The organism is Enterococcus sp. DIV0755b (assembly GCF_051713765.1).
In the GTDB taxonomy this organism is placed as follows: Bacteria; Bacillota; Bacilli; order Lactobacillales; family Enterococcaceae; genus Enterococcus_C; species Enterococcus_C canintestini.
Genome location: NZ_JBIOQN010000001.1, coordinates 2,050,488 through 2,067,994, shown reverse-complemented (window position 1 = coordinate 2,067,994; position 17,507 = coordinate 2,050,488). Strand labels below are relative to the sequence as shown.

Genomic DNA, 17,507 nt, shown 5'->3' with positions numbered 1-17,507 from the left:
CTTGCTGTGAAACGTAGAATTATTTTTTTGTTGCTACTGGTAACTGCAATACTTGTGGTCTATTTACAACCGGTCTTCTTTGCGCGGCAAGCACCTGCCTATGATAGTCAAACAAATAAAGATATTAGTCAAACGAGCTTGAAATATAAACCAATTAAAGTTTCCGGCTATGCTGATTTAATTGGTAAAAGTTCAAGTGAATTAAGAAATCTTTTAGGCAAGCCACTGGTTAGTTATGACAGTGGCTTTGGCTATCGGGTGAATACGTATCAGACCGATAATGAAAAAAGCTATATTGCGGCAAATATCCGTAACGGGAAAGTTGCGGCAGTAAAAATTGCCGGTAATGATGATAAACATACCGCTCCTTTTAAATCAGGAATGACGATGAATGATTTAACCAAAGTAACCATGTTGTATCCCAATTTTTCATTGGATTATAATGGTGAGAAAATTCAGTTTGAACTGATGGAAGAGGACATGAATTATCGACCACTTGTGGCTTTTACTAACGATACCTTTGCGATTCTCTTTTTTAATCAAAAAAAATCTCAATTAATGGGAATTACTTATTTAGATAAACAAATGTTATTAGAATTAGCGCCTTATACTTCAATTGAAGGTCAATTACCTAAAGTGACAAAAGCACAGTTAACCAATTGGGATGAAGTCAATCGTTTAAAAGAAGCTTCGGCTTTTGAATTGTTAAATGTGTTAAGAAAATTAGAAGAGCGAGATGTCTATAAAACGAACTTTACTTTACAAGGACGTGCCGATGATATTAATGCCGACTTTTTGAAAGAACCAAAGCGATTTTTAAACGAAGAACGTTTTAAACAATTAGAACGAATGAATGATGTAAGCAATCCTCAACCTTTCTTAATTGTTAGTGATGAATTTGATCAAATGTTAAAAAAAATGAAAATGCCAGCGATGTCAGGTTTTTATTATCGCCGCATGATTGATACAATGTTTCAAATTTTGTCTTTTTATAGTGATCCTTATTTGCATACTCGTTTTTTAAATGAAGGACAACAAAAAGTTGGTGTTGGCATTGATGAAGACAATATGGTAATCTTGTTAGAGGATACTGAAGAAACTAAGGATAGTGAATAACGTGATTTACAACGAAGAAACATTACATCTAGTGCAGCTATGTGAAAATTTAAGTGAGACAATTTGTGAGAGTTTGACTTTCCAACAATATGAAAACGCCCGTAATGAGATGACTTTAGATAACTCTGCTTTAACAGCGAAAGCAACTTTTCAAAAGGCAAAGGAAAGTTATGAGGAGTTAAGTCGCTTTGGTGAATATGCTCCGGGAATCAAAGAACAGCGCAAAGCACTTTATCAAAAAAAGCGTCAGCTAGACTTATGCGAATCGGTCGCTAATTTTCGCCAGGCAGAAACCCAGTTACAAGAGCTATTAGATAGTATTTGTCAGCAAGTGGCCTATAGTTTTTCTGAAGATGTAAAAGTTGATTATGGAAATCCGTTTTTTGAAACAACCAAGTCTAATTGTGGAGGAAATTGTCATGCAAGTTGATACAACAGTAGAATTTAAACCAAAGCAAAGACGCGGATTAATCGTCTGGGTTTATAGCTTACGTCAATTAAAAAATTTGAAACGCTATGGTTTAGTGCATTACGTTTCCCGCAAACTAAAATATGTCGTGTTGTATCTAGATGAAACAGGATTTGAAGAAACGATGGAAAAAATTGAACATTTGCACTTTGTTCGGAATGTTGAACCTTCTTATCGACCTGATGTAGAAATGAATTTTGCAGACAAAATCGGTACAAAGGCTGCTTATCAAGTGGCAGATGATGACGGTTTTGATGTGGAAGAAATGAATACGACCATTCGTTTAGCTGAAAACGTCTAAAAGATTGCTGGCTTCTCATAAGAAGTCAGTGATCTTTTTTATATAGCAACAAATTATCTGATTTTTATAAAGAATAAAGCGGATCATGGAATGTGTTATTTCAAAACCAAAACAATCCAGTTATTTTTTATTAAGCGAGTAGTGATACCTTCTATTTGAAAAGTTTGAAGACAGTATAAAATTTTTTAGATTTGTCGCAGGCTTTAGACCCTCATTACTTCGCAGTTATGGTAAAATATTGTGGATACAACAGATGAGGTGAAATAAAATGAGAGTCGTAGCTGGAGAATACGGTGGACGAAAGTTAAAGAGTTTACCAGGAGACAATACACGACCAACCACTGATAAAGTAAAAGGAGCTATTTTTAATATGATTGGGCCTTTTTTTGATGGTGGCGATTGTTTAGATTTATATAGCGGCAGTGGTGGGTTAGCGATTGAAGCCGTTTCAAGAGGAATGGATCATGCTTATTGTGTTGAGCGTAACTTTAAAGCAATGCAAATTATTAAAGAAAATGTTGCTATTACAAAAGAACCCGAAAAATTTACGTTGTTAAAAAAAGATGCGCAACGAGCGTTAGCCGACTTTATAACGGATAAAAAGCAATTTGATTTGGTGCTTTTAGATCCCCCTTATGCAAAACAGCAATTAATTACCGAATTAGAAGAACTAGTTAACCAGCAACTATTAGCCAATCAAGCAATAATTGTATGTGAAACAGCAAAAGAGGTTGTTTTACCTTCCGTCATTGCTACTTTAAAACAAACCAGACAACAAAACTATGGTATAACGAGTATAACAATTTATAGAAATGAGGCGTCTCATGCGTAAAATAGCATTATTTCCTGGCAGTTTTGATCCTTTTACAAATGGACATTTAGATACCATTGAACGCGGAGCAAAACTATTTGATGAAATTATCGTTGGTGTCTTTGTGAATACCAATAAAAAAAGTTTATTTAGTCCAAAAGAGCGTAAAGCATTGGTAGAGGCCTCTGTGGCTCACTTGCCAAACATTCGTGTTATCGAACAAGATAGTGAATTAACAGTGACTAGTGCTAAAAAATTAGGGGCAAACTTTTTATTACGAGGAATTCGCAGCGTCAAAGATTATGAATATGAAAAAGAAATTATGACGATGAATCATCATCTTGATAGCGATATTGAAACAGTCTTTTTATTGGCACGACCAGAGTACACTCATATCAGTTCTAGTATCTTAAAAGAAGTTATCGCTTTTGGTGGCGATGTAAAAGAATATCTACCACAGCCTGTATTTGAGGCTTTGGTGAAAAAGAGTGACCACTATGAAGCGTAAAGTGCCAATTAAACGTCTTTTACTTTTATTATTCGCTTTAATTTTAATGGCTTGTGTGGCGTTACCGATTCCTTATTATATTGAAGCACCAGGATCTACCATTAAGTTAGATACTTTGGTTAAAGTAAATGACCAAAAAGATAAATTTAGCGGGTCTTTTTCATTAACTTCTGTAGGAATTCGCCAGGCGACAGTTGCAACCGCACTCTTTGCCAAAACGCAATCTTTTTCTGACTTAGTAACAAAAGAAGAATTGATGGGCTCTGCTAGTAATGATGATTATAATCGGATTCAAAATTTTTATATGGAAAGTTCGCAAAATAATGCAATCACCGCAGCACTAAATTTAGCTGAGAAACCTTTTAAAATGGATTATCTTGGTGTTTATGTTTTAGGAATTGAGCCAAATTCTGCTTTTTACGGTCAAATTAAAATTGGGGATACCGTAGTGCAGGTCGATTCAAAGGCTTTTAAAAGTAGTGATGATTTTATGAAATACGTCCAAAGTAAAAAAGTTGGTGATCAGGTAACGATTACTTATCTGCAAGATGGTAAAGAAAAAAAAGCTAGTGGTGCTCTCATTAAACTGCCAACTAATGGTAAAGCAGGTATTGGAATTACCTTAACAGACCACACTAAAGTCAACAGTCAAGAAAAAGTACAATTTGATGTCGATAATATTGGCGGACCATCAGCTGGATTAATGTTTACATTAGAGATTTATCAACAGTTAATCAAACAAGATTTACGCAATGGTCATGAAATTGCCGGTACTGGTACAATTGATAGTGAAGGTAATGTGGGCCAAATTGGTGGAATTGATAAAAAAGTAGTGAGTGCTTCTGAAAGTGGGGCGGAAGTTTTCTTTGCTCCAGCTGATTTAGAAAAAGGGGATACCAATTATCGTGATGCGAAAAAAGCCGCGAAAAAAATCAAGACGAAAATGAAAATTGTTCCAGTAAAAACCGCCGAAGAAGCGGTTAAATATTTAAAAGAACATGTAGCCAAATAATTTTTAAATGGTAGCTAAAAATATATCTTCAAATTTACCAGCATTCACAAACCAAACTTAGGTAATTTTAGCTACCATACTTTAAAAAAGCAATTCTAGCAAAAAGACAAAACTTAGGAGGAAAACAAGTGGAAATAAAACGCCAAAAACCAGTAGTGGCTGCGTATCACTATGATCAACCAAACCCAGAACAAACTATTGAAACTAAACTACAAGTAGGCTTCACCCCTTTAAACACAGAGGATCCAAACTATCCTAAAGAAAATTCAATTATTCGTTGTATTTTAGATTTTCGTTTAGTTTTTGAAGAATACATTATCTCAGGGCGGGTTAGTCAAATTAATCATGTAATTAATCGTAAAATAACTAATCAAGCAGATGTTACAGAAGAAGAAGTTAGTGAGATTGTTGCACCATTGTTTGATATTGTAAAACGGTTAACTTATGAAGTTACAGAAATCGCAACTGATGAACCAGGGTTAACACTTAACTTTCAAACCGAAGCATAGGAGAAAAAGATGTTTACAGAAGATATTCAAATTATGTTATATGTGGATGATGTTAAAAAAGCGGTGGCTTTTTGGCTGGCGTTGGGTTTTGTTATTATTGAAGAACAAGAAGTTGACGGCACCAGCGTAGTAGAAATTGCGGCAAGTAAAAATGCGCAGGCTCATTTTGTTTTGTACGATCGGGAATTCATTGAAAGCAACTCACCAGAAGTTGCCACCAACTCCCCTTCTCTAATGTTTTTTAGCCAAGATATTGTGGCACTTTATCAAAAAATTGAGGAAATGGCTGTACCTTTAGGTGAGATGATTTCATTAGGTGAGCGCATGGTCTTTAATTTCGCTGATCCAGATGGTAATTATTTTGCCGTTTCAAGTATGTAAAGAAAGAGGTTGTGACAAGACTTTTGTCACAACCTCTATTTTTTTGTGCATTTTAAAAATGATGGGTGCTACTTTTAGTGTTAACCATTATCTCGGGCAATAGCACCAGTATCTTTTGCTTCTTTTAAATCTTTTTTGAATTGCTGCATAAGTTTTGTCAGCTTATTCATAACGCAATGCCTCAATCGGATCCAATCGAGCGGCTTTACGGGCAGGATAGACACCAAAGAAAATCCCAATGGCACTAGAAAATAATAGGACAAAAGCAATCGCGCCTAATGAAAATTGAGCGGTAATATTTAAGGCGTTGGCGATGATTAAAGCCAATGAGGCCCCTAGTAATAAACCAATCAATCCGCCGATTAAACACAAGATAACTGATTCTGTTAAAAATTGGAATAAAATATTATTGTTTGTTGCCCCCAGCGCTTTTCTGGTACCAATTTCTCTGGTTCTTTCCGTTACAGAGACTAACATAATATTCATTACCCCAATACCACCTACTAATAATGCAATTGCAGCAACAGCAGCAATAAAGTTAATGAATAAACCTAAAACATTATTGACTTCATCTAAAGCTTTTAAAAAATTAGTGGCCGTATAAATTTTATCGCCTACAGTGTCATGACGTACCGATAAGATATTAACAATTTGTTTTGAGATGGTATCAATATCATCTTTTGATTTTGCGATAACGGTCAAGTCGCTCATTTTTGTAGCATCTGGTTGCAAAGTAACCGCCGTAGTGAGGGGCATTGCTAAGTAGCCTGGCATTTTCTCACTATCAAATGAACCCATCATGTTTTCCATTGTGCCTTTTGTCACGCCAATAATGCGCAGAGTAATTTGGCCAGTTTGGTTTTTAACCGAAATTTTTTCACCGACCACATTTTCTCGTCCATTGAAAAAATAGCGGGCAGTATCGGCACTGATGATCGTTACCTTAGCATTTTCTTCGTATTCCGTTTGATTAAAGTAGCGACCATAAAGTAGTGTTTTATCCATCATTTGATTGGTATATTGTAAATCTGGCATCCCGGCAATTGCCATCCCAAATTTACTTTTATCATTTGCAGTCAAGCTTCCTTGAATGTTTGTAACCGGTGAGATGTGGTCAATATTTGGAATGCTACGTTTTAATGCTAACACATCTTGAGAGGTAATCTTTTGACTTTCAGTAGCGTCTTGGCTAGTGGAAACTGAGATAGTAGAAGCACCAAGGTCACTGAAAGTACCGTTGATTTCTTTGGTGGCACCATTTCCGACTGCCAAGATTGCAATAACAGCACTAATCCCGATGATGATCCCTAGCATAGTCAAAAATGACCGCATTTTGTTGGCTAAGATACTATCTAATGCCATTTTAAAGCTTTCGCTTATCCCCATTTTTGACCCTCCCTATAATTTTTTTCGTTCTGAAACTGGATTGTCGGCGATAATTGCACCGTCTTTAAAGGACACAATCCGTTTGGTATATTGCGCAACATCCGGTTCATGGGTAACCATGACAACCGTCGTGCCGTTATCATTTAAGTCTTGAAAAATCTTCATGATTTCAAGTGTCGTTTTGGAATCAAGGTTACCAGTCGGCTCATCGGCCATTAAAACAACAGGATCATTAACAATCGCCCGCGCAATTGCTACCCGTTGTTTTTGTCCACCTGAAATAGCATTGGGACGATGGTGAACGCGATCGGCTAACCCAACTTGTTCCAGTGCTTTTAATGCTCTATCTTTGCGCTCTGATTTTGAGATACCGGCATAGACTAAAGGGAGCCCCACATTTTCTAATAACGTCATACGGGGCATTAAATTAAATGACTGAAAGACAAAGCCAATTTCTTGGTTGCGGACTTTCGCACTTTGTACATCTGTTAAATGGGTAACGTTTTGGCCATTTAACAGATAAGTACCATCATCAAAGCGATCCAATAAGCCTAAAATATTCATCATAGTCGACTTACCAGAACCACTTGGCCCCATAATAGAAGTGAATTCTCCTTCTGCGATATGAAGGTTGACATGTTTTAAAGCCATTAATTCTTCACCGCCAGTACGGTAAATTTTCACGACATTTTTCAAATCAATCATTTTATCACCTACTCTTTAGTGACGGCGCTACCGTCTTTAAGGTTAGAAGCAGGGGATAAGACAACACTAGCACCATTTGTAAGACCGTCTTTAATCACAATAAATTGATCAGATTGAATACCTGTTTGAACTTTTATCAGGTGAACTTTGTTATCTTTTACTTCGTAGACGATTGGTTCGTTTTTGTCATTATACGTTAGTGCTTCGATTGGAATCGCTAGGGCATCTTTTTCTGCTGCAATGGTGATAGTTACATCGGCTGAAAAGCCTGCGTATAATTCTTTTGGTTTATCGTCAAAAGTTACGACCGCGCCTAATGTAGCACCGCCAGTCGCTGTTTGAGATGCTGTAGCAGTAGGATCTTTTTCTGTCACTTTGCCATTATAGTCGTGGCCTCCAGATGAAATGACAGCTTTTTGATCTACATTTACTTGTCGTGCTTCTGAATTAGATAAGGCTAATTGCACTTTTAAATTGGCTAAATCAGCAATAACAATTGCAGCTTTTCCTTGTTGTGCGCTAGTATCTGATTGGCCACTTTTAATATTTACTTCTGTGACAGTGCCGGCCATGCCAGCAGATAAAGTTAAACCACTATCGTAAGTAGCTAAAACTTGATCTTTTTTGACTTCATCGCCAACTTTAACATTAAGTTCTGTGACATTCCCTGTGCCAATCAGGTTTTCAGTTTGATTGGGAATTAAAGTCCCGGTTGTGCTTAATGTTTCTGTGACATCCATTTTTTTGGCAGTAGCACTTCGAATGGCAATCGTTTCGTTTTTACTACTTCCGCCATTAAATAAAGCAAAGCCAACTGCTCCAATAATGACGATACCTGCTAATAGCATACCAATTGTTTTTTTCTGCATGTATTTCACTCTTTTCCCCATAGTTTATGACAAGGTGTCGTTTCCATTTTAAAGGTTTTTCTAACTGGTGTCCAAATATAGTTATTGAAAGTTTTGTGAAGTTTTTTGGTATAATTTAGGTGAGGTGAGGAAGATGAAAAAATATGTATATGCTATTGGCGATATTCACGGTGAGTACCAGTTGTTTAAAAAACTTTTAACATATTTTGATTCTACCCAACATCAGCTTGTCTTGCTGGGGGATTTAAATGATCGCGGAAAACGGAGTAAAGAATGTTTATTATTAGGGCAAAATTTGGTGGATCAATTTGGTGCAATTTATTTGCGAGGCAATCACGAAGAATACCTTTTGCAATTTTTAACCAAACCAGGAGATTGGTTTCCTTCTTATTTACACAATGGCGGCAAAGAAACGATTGAAAGTCTTTTGCATCCAGGGGCATGTGAGGAGTATTCTCCCACTGAAATTGCGTTAATGATTCGTAGCCGTTATCGCGATTTGCTTGATTTTTTAACAAAGCGCCCCTTATATTACGAATGGAATGATTACATTTTTGTCCATGCTGGTGTAGATTTAACTAAAAAAGATTGGCATGATACTGCTTTAGCTGATTTTATTTGGATCAGAGAACCCTTTCATCAAGGTAAAAACAAGACCGGAAAAAAGATTGTTTTTGGTCACACGATTACGCCGTTACTCCATGGCGATATGAAGACGACAGACTTATGGTTATCAGATAATAAAATTGGGATTGATGGCGGTGGTGTCTTTGGTGGTTCAATTCACGGTGTGGTTTTTAATCAAAAGGGAATTGTCCAAGATATTGAATACCAAAATTTAACGGGGCCATGGCAACCAGATTTTTAAGTGTTTAATAAAAAGAAGTGTTAAAAGAGGTGACGTTTTATCGTCACCTCCTTTTTTGCATAATCAAGGAGCTATTCTGTGTTAAAATAGATGGGTCAAAAGAAAGGTGAGATGACATGACAGCAGTTAATCAAGAATTAGTAACACTATTAAAAGAAGAACTGACTAATTATACGCAAAAACAATTACAACAAGTTTTAAACTTGTTATTAGATGGAAATACAGTACCTTTTATTGCTCGCTACCGAAAAGAAGCGACTGGCAATTTAGATGAGGTACAGATTCGTGAAATTGAAGAACGCTACCAATACTTAGAAAATTTAGAAAAACGCAAAAGCGAAGTATTGCGTTTAATTGAAGAACAAGAAAAATTAACGCCTGAGCTGGCTGCAAGTATTAAAGCTGCTAGTAAAATGCAGCAAGTGGAGGATTTATATCGTCCCTATAAGCAAAAACGTCGCACCAAAGCCACTATTGCTAAAGAACAAGGTTTAGAACCGTTAGCGAAATGGTTGTTGACTTTTTCTGCTGAATCAGTCCTTCAAAAAGCGGAAACTTTTGTCACGTCAGAAGTTGCCGATGCAACTGCCGCCTTAGCCGGTGCCCATGAAATTTTAGCAGAAACATTTGCTGATTCGGCTAAATTTAGAACTTGGATTCGCCAAAAAACTTTCGATCAAGGACTTTACACAAGTACCGGTAAAAAAGTCGAGCAAGATGAAAAAGGAGTATACGAAATGTATTACGCCTTTGAAGAACCTGTAAAAAAGATGGTGTCGCATCGTATTTTGGCAACAAATCGGGGTGAAAAAGAAGACATCTTAAAAGTTTCAATTTTAGCGCCAGAAGCTGAAATCTTCAGTTATTTGAACCGTCAAATTATTAAAGGCCAAGGAGAAGCAGTAGATTATGTCACTGCAGCCTATGAAGACGCTTATAAACGCTTTATCGCACCAGCAATTGAACGTGAAATTCGCAATGAATTAACCGAAAAAGCTGACGAACAGGCAATTGCAGTTTTTGGCGAAAACTTACGGAATTTATTATTACAACCACCATTGAAAGGAAAAGTGGTCTTAGGATTTGACCCTGCTTATCGAACGGGTTGTAAATTGGCAGTCTTAGATGAAACTGGTAAAGTTTTAGACATTGCTGTGATTTATCCGCATAAACCTGCGCCCCAAAACAAACGCCAAGCTGCCGGGCCACTTTTTAAAGACTTAATTACAAAATATGGCGTTCAAATGATTGCAATTGGAAATGGGACAGCAAGTCGAGAATCAGAACAATTCGTAGCCGAACAAATTCGTGATTTAAAACAAGAAGTCTATTATGTGATTGTAAATGAAGCGGGGGCTTCTGTGTATTCTGCCAGTGCGGTTGCCAGAAGTGAGTTTCCGGATTTACAAGTAGAGGAACGAAGCGCGATTAGTATTGGCCGTCGTCTGCAAGACCCATTAGCAGAATTAGTCAAAATTGATCCAAAAGCAGTAGGAGTAGGTCAATATCAACATGACGTTTCGCAAAAACGTCTAGCTGAGCAATTGGATTTTGTCGTTGAAACAGTGACAAACCAAGTCGGAGTGGACGTTAATACTGCTAGTCCACAGCTTTTACAACATATTGCCGGTTTAAATAAAACCACTGCCCAAAATATTTTTAACTACCGGGAAGAAAATGGTGCTTTTATTAAACGAAATCAATTGAAAAAAGTTCCGCGCCTCGGGCCTAAAGCTTATGAACAGGCAATTGGCTTTTTACGTATTCCAGGTGGCAGTGACATTTTAGACAATACTAGTATTCACCCAGAAAGTTATAGCTTAGCTAAAGAAATTTTAAATCGGGCACAGGTTCGATTAACCAACTTAGGTACCAAAGAGGCAAAGGAGCGTCTCGTAAGTTTAAACGCTGAAAAAATCGCCGTCGATTTAGCTGCTGGAACGGAGACTGTTAAAGATATTTTACAAGCTTTAGTTCAACCTGGCCGTGATATGCGGGATGAAATGCCAGCTCCGCTATTACGAAAAGACGTTTTAACTATGAGTGATTTAAAACCAGGGATGGAGTTAAAAGGAACTGTACGTAATGTGATTGATTTTGGTGCCTTTGTTGATATTGGTGTCAAACAAGATGGATTAGTTCATATTTCAAAATTAAGTCACCGTTTTGTAAAACAACCAAAAGATGTCGTAGCAGTTGGCGATGTGGTCACGGTTTGGGTTGAACAAGTGGACGAACAAAAAGGACGCATCAGCTTAACTATGTTAAATCCTACTGGTGAGTGAAATGACAGAGGCACAGTTGCAAACATTAGTAGAAGAAATATCATTACAATTTTTTAAGCGTCCTTTTAGGCATCGTGCTGTTTTTAATAAACGCTTAAAAACGACTGGTGGCAGGTATCATCTGTCTGATCATCACCTTGACTTTAATCCAACACTATTTGCAGCAATTTCTCCGAGTGAACAAGTCGGGATCATTAAGCATGAATTATGTCATTACCACTTACATCTATTAAAAAAAGGTTATCGTCATCAAGATCGTGATTTTAAAACGTTACTTGCTGCAGTGGGAGGAAGTCGCTATGCACCGCGTTTACCGCAAGAAAAAAGTAGTAAAGTTAAAAGGCAAGTAACCTATCGCTGTTGTGGTTGCGGTCAACTATTTATCCGCCAACGAAAAATTAATACAGAACTTTTTGTTTGTGGCAAGTGCGGTGACAAGCTGCAATTTTTAAAAATTGTTAGCTAATTTTTGGAAAAAAGTTGGCAAAAAGAGTCGTCAAGCGCTTTTTGAATAAAACTCATTGAATTTTTAGCGTTTTTGTTAGATAATGAAGCTCGTGCAAATTATTAGCTCGTTTTTTAGAAGATAAGATTGCATTTTATCTGAAAAAAATGATGCATTAGTTTAAAAAAGCAAGCAAAAACAAAAGAGTTTTTACACGACTGATAGAATGGAAGAAAAGAGGCTAAAAGTAGGATGAATGACAAAGATAAGCTTTATCATTTTGTTGGAATCAAAGGTTCTGGCATGAGTTCACTAGCATTAGTATTACATGAAAAAGGCTATAACGTACAAGGTTCTGACGTAGAAAAATATTTCTTCACCCAACGAGATTTAGAAAAAGCGGGAATTACAATTTTACCATTTAGCGCCGATAATATTAAACCGGACATGATTGTGATTGCAGGTAACGCATTTCCTGATACGCACGAAGAAATTGTTCGTGCCAAAGAATTGGGCTGTGAAGTAATTCGTTATCACGATTTTATTGGTCGCTTTATTAATGATTATACAAGTATCGCTGTGACTGGTTCTCACGGTAAAACGAGTACCACTGGTTTATTAGCTCACGTCTTTAGTGGTGTTTCACCAACGAGTTATTTGATTGGTGATGGTACTGGCCATGGTGTACCTGAGGCAGACTTTTTCGCTTTTGAAGCCTGTGAATATCGCCGCCACTTTTTAGCGTATGCACCAGATTATGCGATTATGACTAATATTGATTTTGATCATCCTGATTACTATAAGAGTATTGAAGATGTTTTCACTGCGTTTCAATCAATGGCGCATCAAGTGAAAAAAGGTATTTTTGCTTATGGTGATGATGTTTATTTACGTAAGTTAGAATCAGAAGCGCCGATTTACTACTATGGTTTAAATGATGACGATGACATTCAAGCTAAAAACATTAAACGGACAACAAAAGGTTCTGAGTTTGATGTTTTAGTCAAAGGTAAAGAAATTGGTCACTTTAGTTTACCGGCTTTTGGTAAACATAATATTTTAAATGCCTTAGGTGTCATTGGTATTGCCTACCTAGAAAAGATGGACATGCAGGAAGTTGCTGAAGAAATGCAAACATTTGCCGGTGTGAAACGCCGTTTTAGCGAGAAAAAAGTAGCAGATATGACAATTGTCGATGACTATGCCCATCATCCAGCTGAAATTAAAGCAACCATTGATGCAGCACGGCAAAAATATCCCGATAAAGAAATCATTGCTGTTTTCCAACCACATACATTTACCCGTACAATCGCTTTAATGGATGATTTTGCCCAAGCTCTTGATTTAGCGGATAAAGTATTTTTATGTGATATCTTTGGCTCTGCCCGCGAAGCAAAAGGTGACGTTAAGATTGAAGACTTAGGCGCTAAAATTAAAAAAGGTGGTCAAGTTATTAAAGAAGACAACGTTTCTCCTTTGCTTGATTTTGAAAATGCCGTGATGATTTTCATGGGTGCAGGGGATGTTCAAAAATTCGAAGCAGCTTATGAAAAACTTTTGAGCAATACTACGCGTAATCGTTCTTAATAAAAAAACTGGTGCACATTGTTGCGCCAGTTTTTTATTAATAAAGTGTTAGCTCTAGATTGAAAACTTGCACTTTTAAAGGGTTCTGATACAATAATAATGATAAAATCGACAAAATGAGATTAAAACATGGAGGAATCAAGTTTGCAGATCAATCGTGTTAAAAAAATAGGTAAAACCATCGAAGAAATTGAGGAAGGCGATTCGTTATCTTTAACAGAATCAATTGAAGATAATCAGCTACTATTATATCTCGGGTTAACCAATGATGCCAATCCGCTTTATATTCAGCATGACTATGCCCAACAAACAGCTTACCTGCGCCCAATTGTCCCTTCTGTGATGTTAATGGGGATTATTACTAGTGCAATTTCAAAACACTTGCCTGGTCCTGGCTCACATGTGGTGAATTTTTCGGTGAATTTTATCGAACCTGTCTATCATTATGAAACACTGACATTTGCTTTTGAAGTGATTAAAGTGGATAAAATGAAAGATGTGGTGACGATTTCTGTGGAAGCTACTAACGCAGAAGAAGACCGTGTGTTAGATGCGGTCGTGATGGTACAACCTCCAATAATTGAAACAGAAAGTGTAGGGGATATCCATGAATAATTATCAAATACCTGTGGTTGAAAAAGATACATTAAATCGCTTTTACGCAAAAGTTTATGCTTTCTTTGCAGTTGGCTTAGGTATTAGTGGTCTAGTTTCTTATCTTTGTGCTACTGCATTTTTACCCCAAACAATTAGTTTTATTAATGGCTTTCCATTAGGTTTTTTAGGCTTATGGATTGTGCAACTAATTTTGGTTTTTGTTTTAGCCGCTAAAGCAAGAAAAAATCCGGCGATGACGATTGCAGGCTTTCTAGTATACTCGTTATTAAACGGCGTGACTTTAACTGCTACACTTTTGTATTATGATATTAGTACGATTTACGTGGCTTTTGGTGCAGCTACTGCGACATTTGCAGCGACAGCACTTTTTGGTGTCTTTACTAAAAAAGACCTATCAATAGTTGGACGGATTGGTTTTATTGCTTTAATTGGGATTATTATTACCATGCTTTTAAATGGCTTAATCCTACACAGCGGTCCAATGGAATATTTGTTATCAATCGTAACTGTTTTTGTTTTTGCGGGCTTAACTGCCTATGATCACCAAATGATTAAAAAGTACTATGAACAAAGTCGTGGCACTGAAAATACAGGAATTGCGGTATTTGTCGCATTACAACTTTACTTAGACTTTATCAACTTGTTGTTAGCTTTCTTACGAATTTTTGGTCGGGATTAATTTTTTTACAAAATAAATTGTAGAATCTATAGCTGTGGCTATGGATTCTCTTTTTTTATTAGCGCTCATAAAAAAATGCTGTGTAATAAGGGGTTAAAAATCAAATTGCCCATCAAAACAGCACTATTTTATTTTTTGCTTAATTAAGCTCTATAATCACACTACTTTGTACTTTTTTATTAATTGATTTAAAAACAAGTAGTCAATAATCATCGCTAGTTTCTTTGAACTTTGTTAGAATAAAGAGGAACTTTTGTGGGGATGCAATAAAATATTGCAAGAAAACAACGAGATAAGGAGAATTTCCATGACGAAGAAAAAACTTTTATTAGTGGATGGCAATAGTGTGGCGTACCGCGCTTTTTTTGCTTTACACAATTCGCTGGAGCGCTTTAAAAACAAGAGTGGTTTGCATACCAACGCAATTTATGCTTTTAATACAATGTTTGAAAATGTAATGACAAAGGAAAAACCTACCCATGTCTTAGTTGCTTTTGATGCAGGGAAGACGACATTTCGGACTGAAATGTATCAGGATTATAAAGCAGGACGGGCTAAAACACCGGGGGAATTTCGCGAGCAACTGCCCTATATTCGTGAATTGATTACGGCTTTAGGTGTAAAACATTATGAGTTAGAAAATTATGAAGCTGACGATATTATTGGAACGTTAGCAACTCAAGTGGACAAAAATGAATTTGAAGTTGTCGTGTTATCAGGAGATCGTGATTTAACTCAGTTAGCCAGTGATGATATTACTGTCGATATTACAGTCAAAGGTGTTAGTGAAATTGAAGCATATACGCCTGCGCATATCGCTGAAAAATACGATGGCCTAACACCAAATCAAATTATTGATATGAAAGGTCTAGCAGGCGATGCATCTGACAACATCCCGGGCGTTACAAAAGTTGGCGAAAAAACTGCTATCAAGTTATTAAAAGAATATGGTTCAGTTGAAGGCATATATGAAAATATCGATCAGTTGAAAAAAAGCAAAATGAAAGAAAATTTGATTAATGATCGCCAACAAGCTTTCCTATCAAAAAAATTGGCTACAATCAACACCCAAGCTCCTGTCACAATTCAAATAGATGATTTAGTCTATGAGGGCAAAGATTTAGACAAACTCGTACCATTTTATAAAGAAATGGACTTCAAACAATTTTTAAGTAAATTAAATATCGCTGAAGAGCCAGCCGACCTTGCCGAAATTATGTTTGAAGTAGTCGATGAATTTACCCCTGAAATGTTCCAAGCTGATATGGCTTTATATCCTGAAATGTTATCTGATAATTATCATATTGCTGATATTGTTGGCGTTGCGTGGGGGAATGAGCAAAAAATTTATGTAACTGATAATTTAGCTTTATTTGAAAACCAAGCTTTTTGTGATTGGTTAACAAGCCAAAATAATAAAAAAGTTTACGATGCCAAACGGACGTATGTCGCTTTAAAACGTTATGCTAAAAGACCTGAAGGCATTAGCTTTGATGTTTTATTAGCAGCTTATTTACTTGATACTAATGACAGTAACAACGACATCGCTGGCGTGGCAGAGCACTATGGGTTTACCGATATTCAAACCGATGAAGCTGTTTATGGCAAAGGTGTGAAAAAAGGTCTGCCAGAAGATATGGAAGAGTTTTACGCCCACTTAGCCCGTAAAGTTAAAGCAATTTTATTCTTAAGTAATAAATTAGACGAGGATTTAAAAGAAAAAGATCAAAGTGATTTATTTTACCAAATGGAACTTCCTTTATCACAAATTTTGGCGGAAATGGAAATCGCCGGTATCACAGTCGACAGTAAACGATTGTTAGATATGAAAGGGGAGTTTGCAGCTCGTCTGCATGAAATTGAAGAAAAAATTTACGCCGAAGCAGGGGAAGAGTTCAACTTAAATTCACCAAAACAATTAGGTGTGATTCTTTTTGAAAAAATGGGACTACCTGTGATTAAAAAGACTAAAACTGGTTATTCCACCGCAGTCGATGTGTTAGAACAGTTACAAGATCAAGCACCGATTGTGGCAGACATATTAACTTATCGTCAAATTGCGAAAATTCAATCGACTTATGTGGAAGGCCTATTAAAAGTAATTCAACCCGATCACAAAATTCATACACGTTACGTGCAAACATTAACACAAACTGGACGCTTAAGTTCAGTGGATCCTAATTTACAAAATATTCCGATTCGTTTAGAAGAAGGAAGAAAAATTCGGCAAGCTTTTATTCCGCGAGCAAAAGACTGGGTTATTTATTCTTCTGACTATTCACAAATTGAATTGCGGGTATTGGCTCATATTTCAGATGACGAACATTTAAAGGCAGCTTTCCTAGAAGGGCAAGATATTCATGCCAGTACAGCGATGCGGGTTTTTGGTATCCAAAAACCAGAAGATGTGACACCAAATATGCGCCGGCAAGCAAAAGCCGTGAACTTTGGGATTGTTTATGGTATCTCCGATTACGGTCTATCCCAAAACTTAGGAATCTCTAGAAAAGAAGCCCAACAATATATAGATACTTACTTTGAAAAGTATCCAGGTGTTAAACAATATATGGAAAAAATTGTTAGAGATGCTAAAGATAAGGGGTATGTTGAAACGTTATATCACCGCCGTCGTTATTTACCTGATATTAATGCGCGTAACTTTAACGTGCGTTCTTTTGCTGAAAGAACGGCGATTAATACACCAATTCAAGGAAGTGCCGCTGATATTTTGAAGATTGCCATGATTGAGCTGGCAAAACGCTTAAAAGAAGAACAACTAGAAGCAGTTATGCTATTACAAGTACATGATGAGTTGGTCTTTGAAGTACCAGAAACTGAGCTTGAGAAATTAGACAAATTAGTTAAAGAAGTCATGGAACATGCCGTAAGTTTAAATGTACCACTTGTCACTGATAGTAGTTGGGGCAAGACGTGGTATGATGCCAAATAAGAAGGTGG

At 36.7% G+C, this 17,507-nt stretch carries 18 protein-coding genes; 15 read left to right on the top strand and 3 right to left on the bottom strand.

Features of this window, described 5'->3' with window-relative positions:
* Positions 1-6: 6 nt before the first annotated feature.
* From IGI65_RS09905 to IGI65_RS09870, 8 genes are all read left to right on the top strand, one after another.
* Complete coding sequence (locus IGI65_RS09905; RefSeq protein WP_438774126.1) at positions 7-1,116, top strand: CAP-associated domain-containing protein; 1,110 nt, start codon at positions 7-9, stop codon at positions 1,114-1,116.
* A gap of 1 nt (position 1,117) precedes the next feature.
* On the top strand, positions 1,118-1,546 hold the full coding sequence (locus IGI65_RS09900) for a YlbF family regulator (RefSeq protein ID WP_095005782.1): 429 nt from the start codon (positions 1,118-1,120) through the stop codon (positions 1,544-1,546).
* Positions 1,536-1,886, top strand: a complete 351-nt coding sequence (locus IGI65_RS09895) for a YlbG family protein (protein ID WP_438774125.1) — start codon at positions 1,536-1,538, stop codon at positions 1,884-1,886. The genes IGI65_RS09900 and IGI65_RS09895 overlap by 11 nt, the downstream gene beginning before the upstream one ends.
* Positions 1,887-2,154: 268 nt before the next feature.
* Positions 2,155-2,718, top strand: coding sequence for a 16S rRNA (guanine(966)-N(2))-methyltransferase RsmD (rsmD, locus tag IGI65_RS09890; RefSeq protein ID WP_071863844.1), 564 nt, complete (start codon positions 2,155-2,157; stop codon positions 2,716-2,718).
* Positions 2,711-3,205, top strand: coding sequence for a pantetheine-phosphate adenylyltransferase (coaD, locus tag IGI65_RS09885; RefSeq protein ID WP_095005779.1), 495 nt, complete (start codon positions 2,711-2,713; stop codon positions 3,203-3,205). The genes rsmD and coaD overlap by 8 nt, the downstream gene beginning before the upstream one ends.
* Positions 3,195-4,217 carry a SepM family pheromone-processing serine protease gene (locus tag IGI65_RS09880; RefSeq protein ID WP_438774124.1) on the top strand — a complete coding sequence of 341 codons (1,023 nt, stop codon included), beginning with the start codon at positions 3,195-3,197 and terminating at the stop codon, positions 4,215-4,217. The genes coaD and IGI65_RS09880 overlap by 11 nt, the downstream gene beginning before the upstream one ends.
* Positions 4,218-4,345: 128 nt before the next feature.
* Positions 4,346-4,726 carry a DUF1149 family protein gene (locus tag IGI65_RS09875; RefSeq protein WP_095005777.1) on the top strand — a complete coding sequence of 127 codons (381 nt, stop codon included), beginning with the start codon at positions 4,346-4,348 and terminating at the stop codon, positions 4,724-4,726.
* Positions 4,727-4,735: 9 nt separating this feature from the next.
* Positions 4,736-5,107, top strand: a complete 372-nt coding sequence (locus IGI65_RS09870) for a VOC family protein (RefSeq protein ID WP_438774121.1) — start codon at positions 4,736-4,738, stop codon at positions 5,105-5,107.
* Between the two features lie 162 nt (positions 5,108-5,269).
* Here IGI65_RS09870 and IGI65_RS09865 read toward each other — a convergent pair whose 3' ends face one another.
* Genes IGI65_RS09865 through IGI65_RS09855 form a run of 3 tightly spaced genes read right to left on the bottom strand, consistent with a single transcriptional unit; the run spans position 5,270 to position 8,067 of the window.
* Positions 5,270-6,493, bottom strand: a complete 1,224-nt coding sequence (locus IGI65_RS09865) for an ABC transporter permease (protein WP_438774119.1) — start codon at positions 6,491-6,493, stop codon at positions 5,270-5,272.
* 12 nt (positions 6,494-6,505) lie between these two features.
* Positions 6,506-7,198, bottom strand: coding sequence for an ABC transporter ATP-binding protein (locus tag IGI65_RS09860; RefSeq protein WP_438774117.1), 693 nt, complete (start codon positions 7,196-7,198; stop codon positions 6,506-6,508).
* An 8-nt stretch (positions 7,199-7,206) separates the two neighbouring features.
* Positions 7,207-8,067 carry an efflux RND transporter periplasmic adaptor subunit gene (locus tag IGI65_RS09855; RefSeq protein WP_438774115.1) on the bottom strand — a complete coding sequence of 287 codons (861 nt, stop codon included), beginning with the start codon at positions 8,065-8,067 and terminating at the stop codon, positions 7,207-7,209.
* A gap of 133 nt (positions 8,068-8,200) precedes the next feature.
* Here IGI65_RS09855 and IGI65_RS09850 point away from each other — a divergent pair, with 133 nt between their 5' ends.
* From IGI65_RS09850 to polA, 7 genes are all read left to right on the top strand, one after another.
* Positions 8,201-8,935, top strand: coding sequence for a metallophosphoesterase (locus tag IGI65_RS09850; protein WP_438774114.1), 735 nt, complete (start codon positions 8,201-8,203; stop codon positions 8,933-8,935).
* Between the two features lie 116 nt (positions 8,936-9,051).
* Positions 9,052-11,220: a Tex family protein gene (locus IGI65_RS09845; RefSeq protein ID WP_438774112.1), complete on the top strand. Its 2,169-nt coding sequence runs from the start codon at positions 9,052-9,054 to the stop codon at positions 11,218-11,220.
* A 1-nt stretch (position 11,221) separates the two neighbouring features.
* Positions 11,222-11,686: a SprT family protein gene (locus IGI65_RS09840; RefSeq protein ID WP_438774110.1), complete on the top strand. Its 465-nt coding sequence runs from the start codon at positions 11,222-11,224 to the stop codon at positions 11,684-11,686.
* Between the two features lie 231 nt (positions 11,687-11,917).
* Positions 11,918-13,252, top strand: a complete 1,335-nt coding sequence (gene murC / locus IGI65_RS09835) for a UDP-N-acetylmuramate--L-alanine ligase (RefSeq protein WP_438774109.1) — start codon at positions 11,918-11,920, stop codon at positions 13,250-13,252.
* A gap of 129 nt (positions 13,253-13,381) precedes the next feature.
* Entirely contained in the window at positions 13,382-13,867 is a 486-nt protein-coding gene (locus tag IGI65_RS09830) for a MaoC family dehydratase (protein ID WP_379923998.1), read from the top strand.
* Positions 13,860-14,549 carry a Bax inhibitor-1/YccA family protein gene (locus IGI65_RS09825; RefSeq protein WP_438774107.1) on the top strand — a complete coding sequence of 230 codons (690 nt, stop codon included), beginning with the start codon at positions 13,860-13,862 and terminating at the stop codon, positions 14,547-14,549. Before IGI65_RS09830 ends, IGI65_RS09825 begins: the two co-directional genes overlap by 8 nt.
* A gap of 307 nt (positions 14,550-14,856) precedes the next feature.
* A complete protein-coding gene (polA, locus tag IGI65_RS09820; RefSeq protein WP_438774105.1) occupies positions 14,857-17,499 on the top strand; it encodes a DNA polymerase I in 2,643 nt (880 codons plus the stop codon).
* Positions 17,500-17,507: the final 8 nt, after the last annotated feature.

Bases quoted from the DNA above. Each gene is read 5' to 3' on its own strand.
- murC (WP_438774109.1), top strand. From the start codon at position 11,918: ATGAATGACAAAGATAAGCTTTATCATTTTGTTGGAATCAAAGGTTCT.
- rsmD (WP_071863844.1), top strand. From the start codon at position 2,155: ATGAGAGTCGTAGCTGGAGAATACGGTGGACGAAAGTTAAAGAGTTTA.
- IGI65_RS09855 (WP_438774115.1), bottom strand. From the start codon at position 8,067: ATGCAGAAAAAAACAATTGGTATGCTATTAGCAGGTATCGTCATTATT.
- coaD (WP_095005779.1), top strand. From the start codon at position 2,711: ATGCGTAAAATAGCATTATTTCCTGGCAGTTTTGATCCTTTTACAAAT.
- IGI65_RS09865 (WP_438774119.1), bottom strand. From the start codon at position 6,493: ATGGGGATAAGCGAAAGCTTTAAAATGGCATTAGATAGTATCTTAGCC.
- IGI65_RS09845 (WP_438774112.1), top strand. From the start codon at position 9,052: ATGACAGCAGTTAATCAAGAATTAGTAACACTATTAAAAGAAGAACTG.
- IGI65_RS09895 (WP_438774125.1), top strand. From the start codon at position 1,536: ATGCAAGTTGATACAACAGTAGAATTTAAACCAAAGCAAAGACGCGGA.
- polA (WP_438774105.1), top strand. From the start codon at position 14,857: ATGACGAAGAAAAAACTTTTATTAGTGGATGGCAATAGTGTGGCGTAC.
- IGI65_RS09830 (WP_379923998.1), top strand. From the start codon at position 13,382: ATGGAGGAATCAAGTTTGCAGATCAATCGTGTTAAAAAAATAGGTAAA.
- IGI65_RS09880 (WP_438774124.1), top strand. From the start codon at position 3,195: ATGAAGCGTAAAGTGCCAATTAAACGTCTTTTACTTTTATTATTCGCT.
- IGI65_RS09860 (WP_438774117.1), bottom strand. From the start codon at position 7,198: ATGATTGATTTGAAAAATGTCGTGAAAATTTACCGTACTGGCGGTGAA.
- IGI65_RS09825 (WP_438774107.1), top strand. From the start codon at position 13,860: ATGAATAATTATCAAATACCTGTGGTTGAAAAAGATACATTAAATCGC.
- IGI65_RS09850 (WP_438774114.1), top strand. From the start codon at position 8,201: ATGAAAAAATATGTATATGCTATTGGCGATATTCACGGTGAGTACCAG.
- IGI65_RS09840 (WP_438774110.1), top strand. From the start codon at position 11,222: ATGACAGAGGCACAGTTGCAAACATTAGTAGAAGAAATATCATTACAA.
- IGI65_RS09870 (WP_438774121.1), top strand. From the start codon at position 4,736: ATGTTTACAGAAGATATTCAAATTATGTTATATGTGGATGATGTTAAA.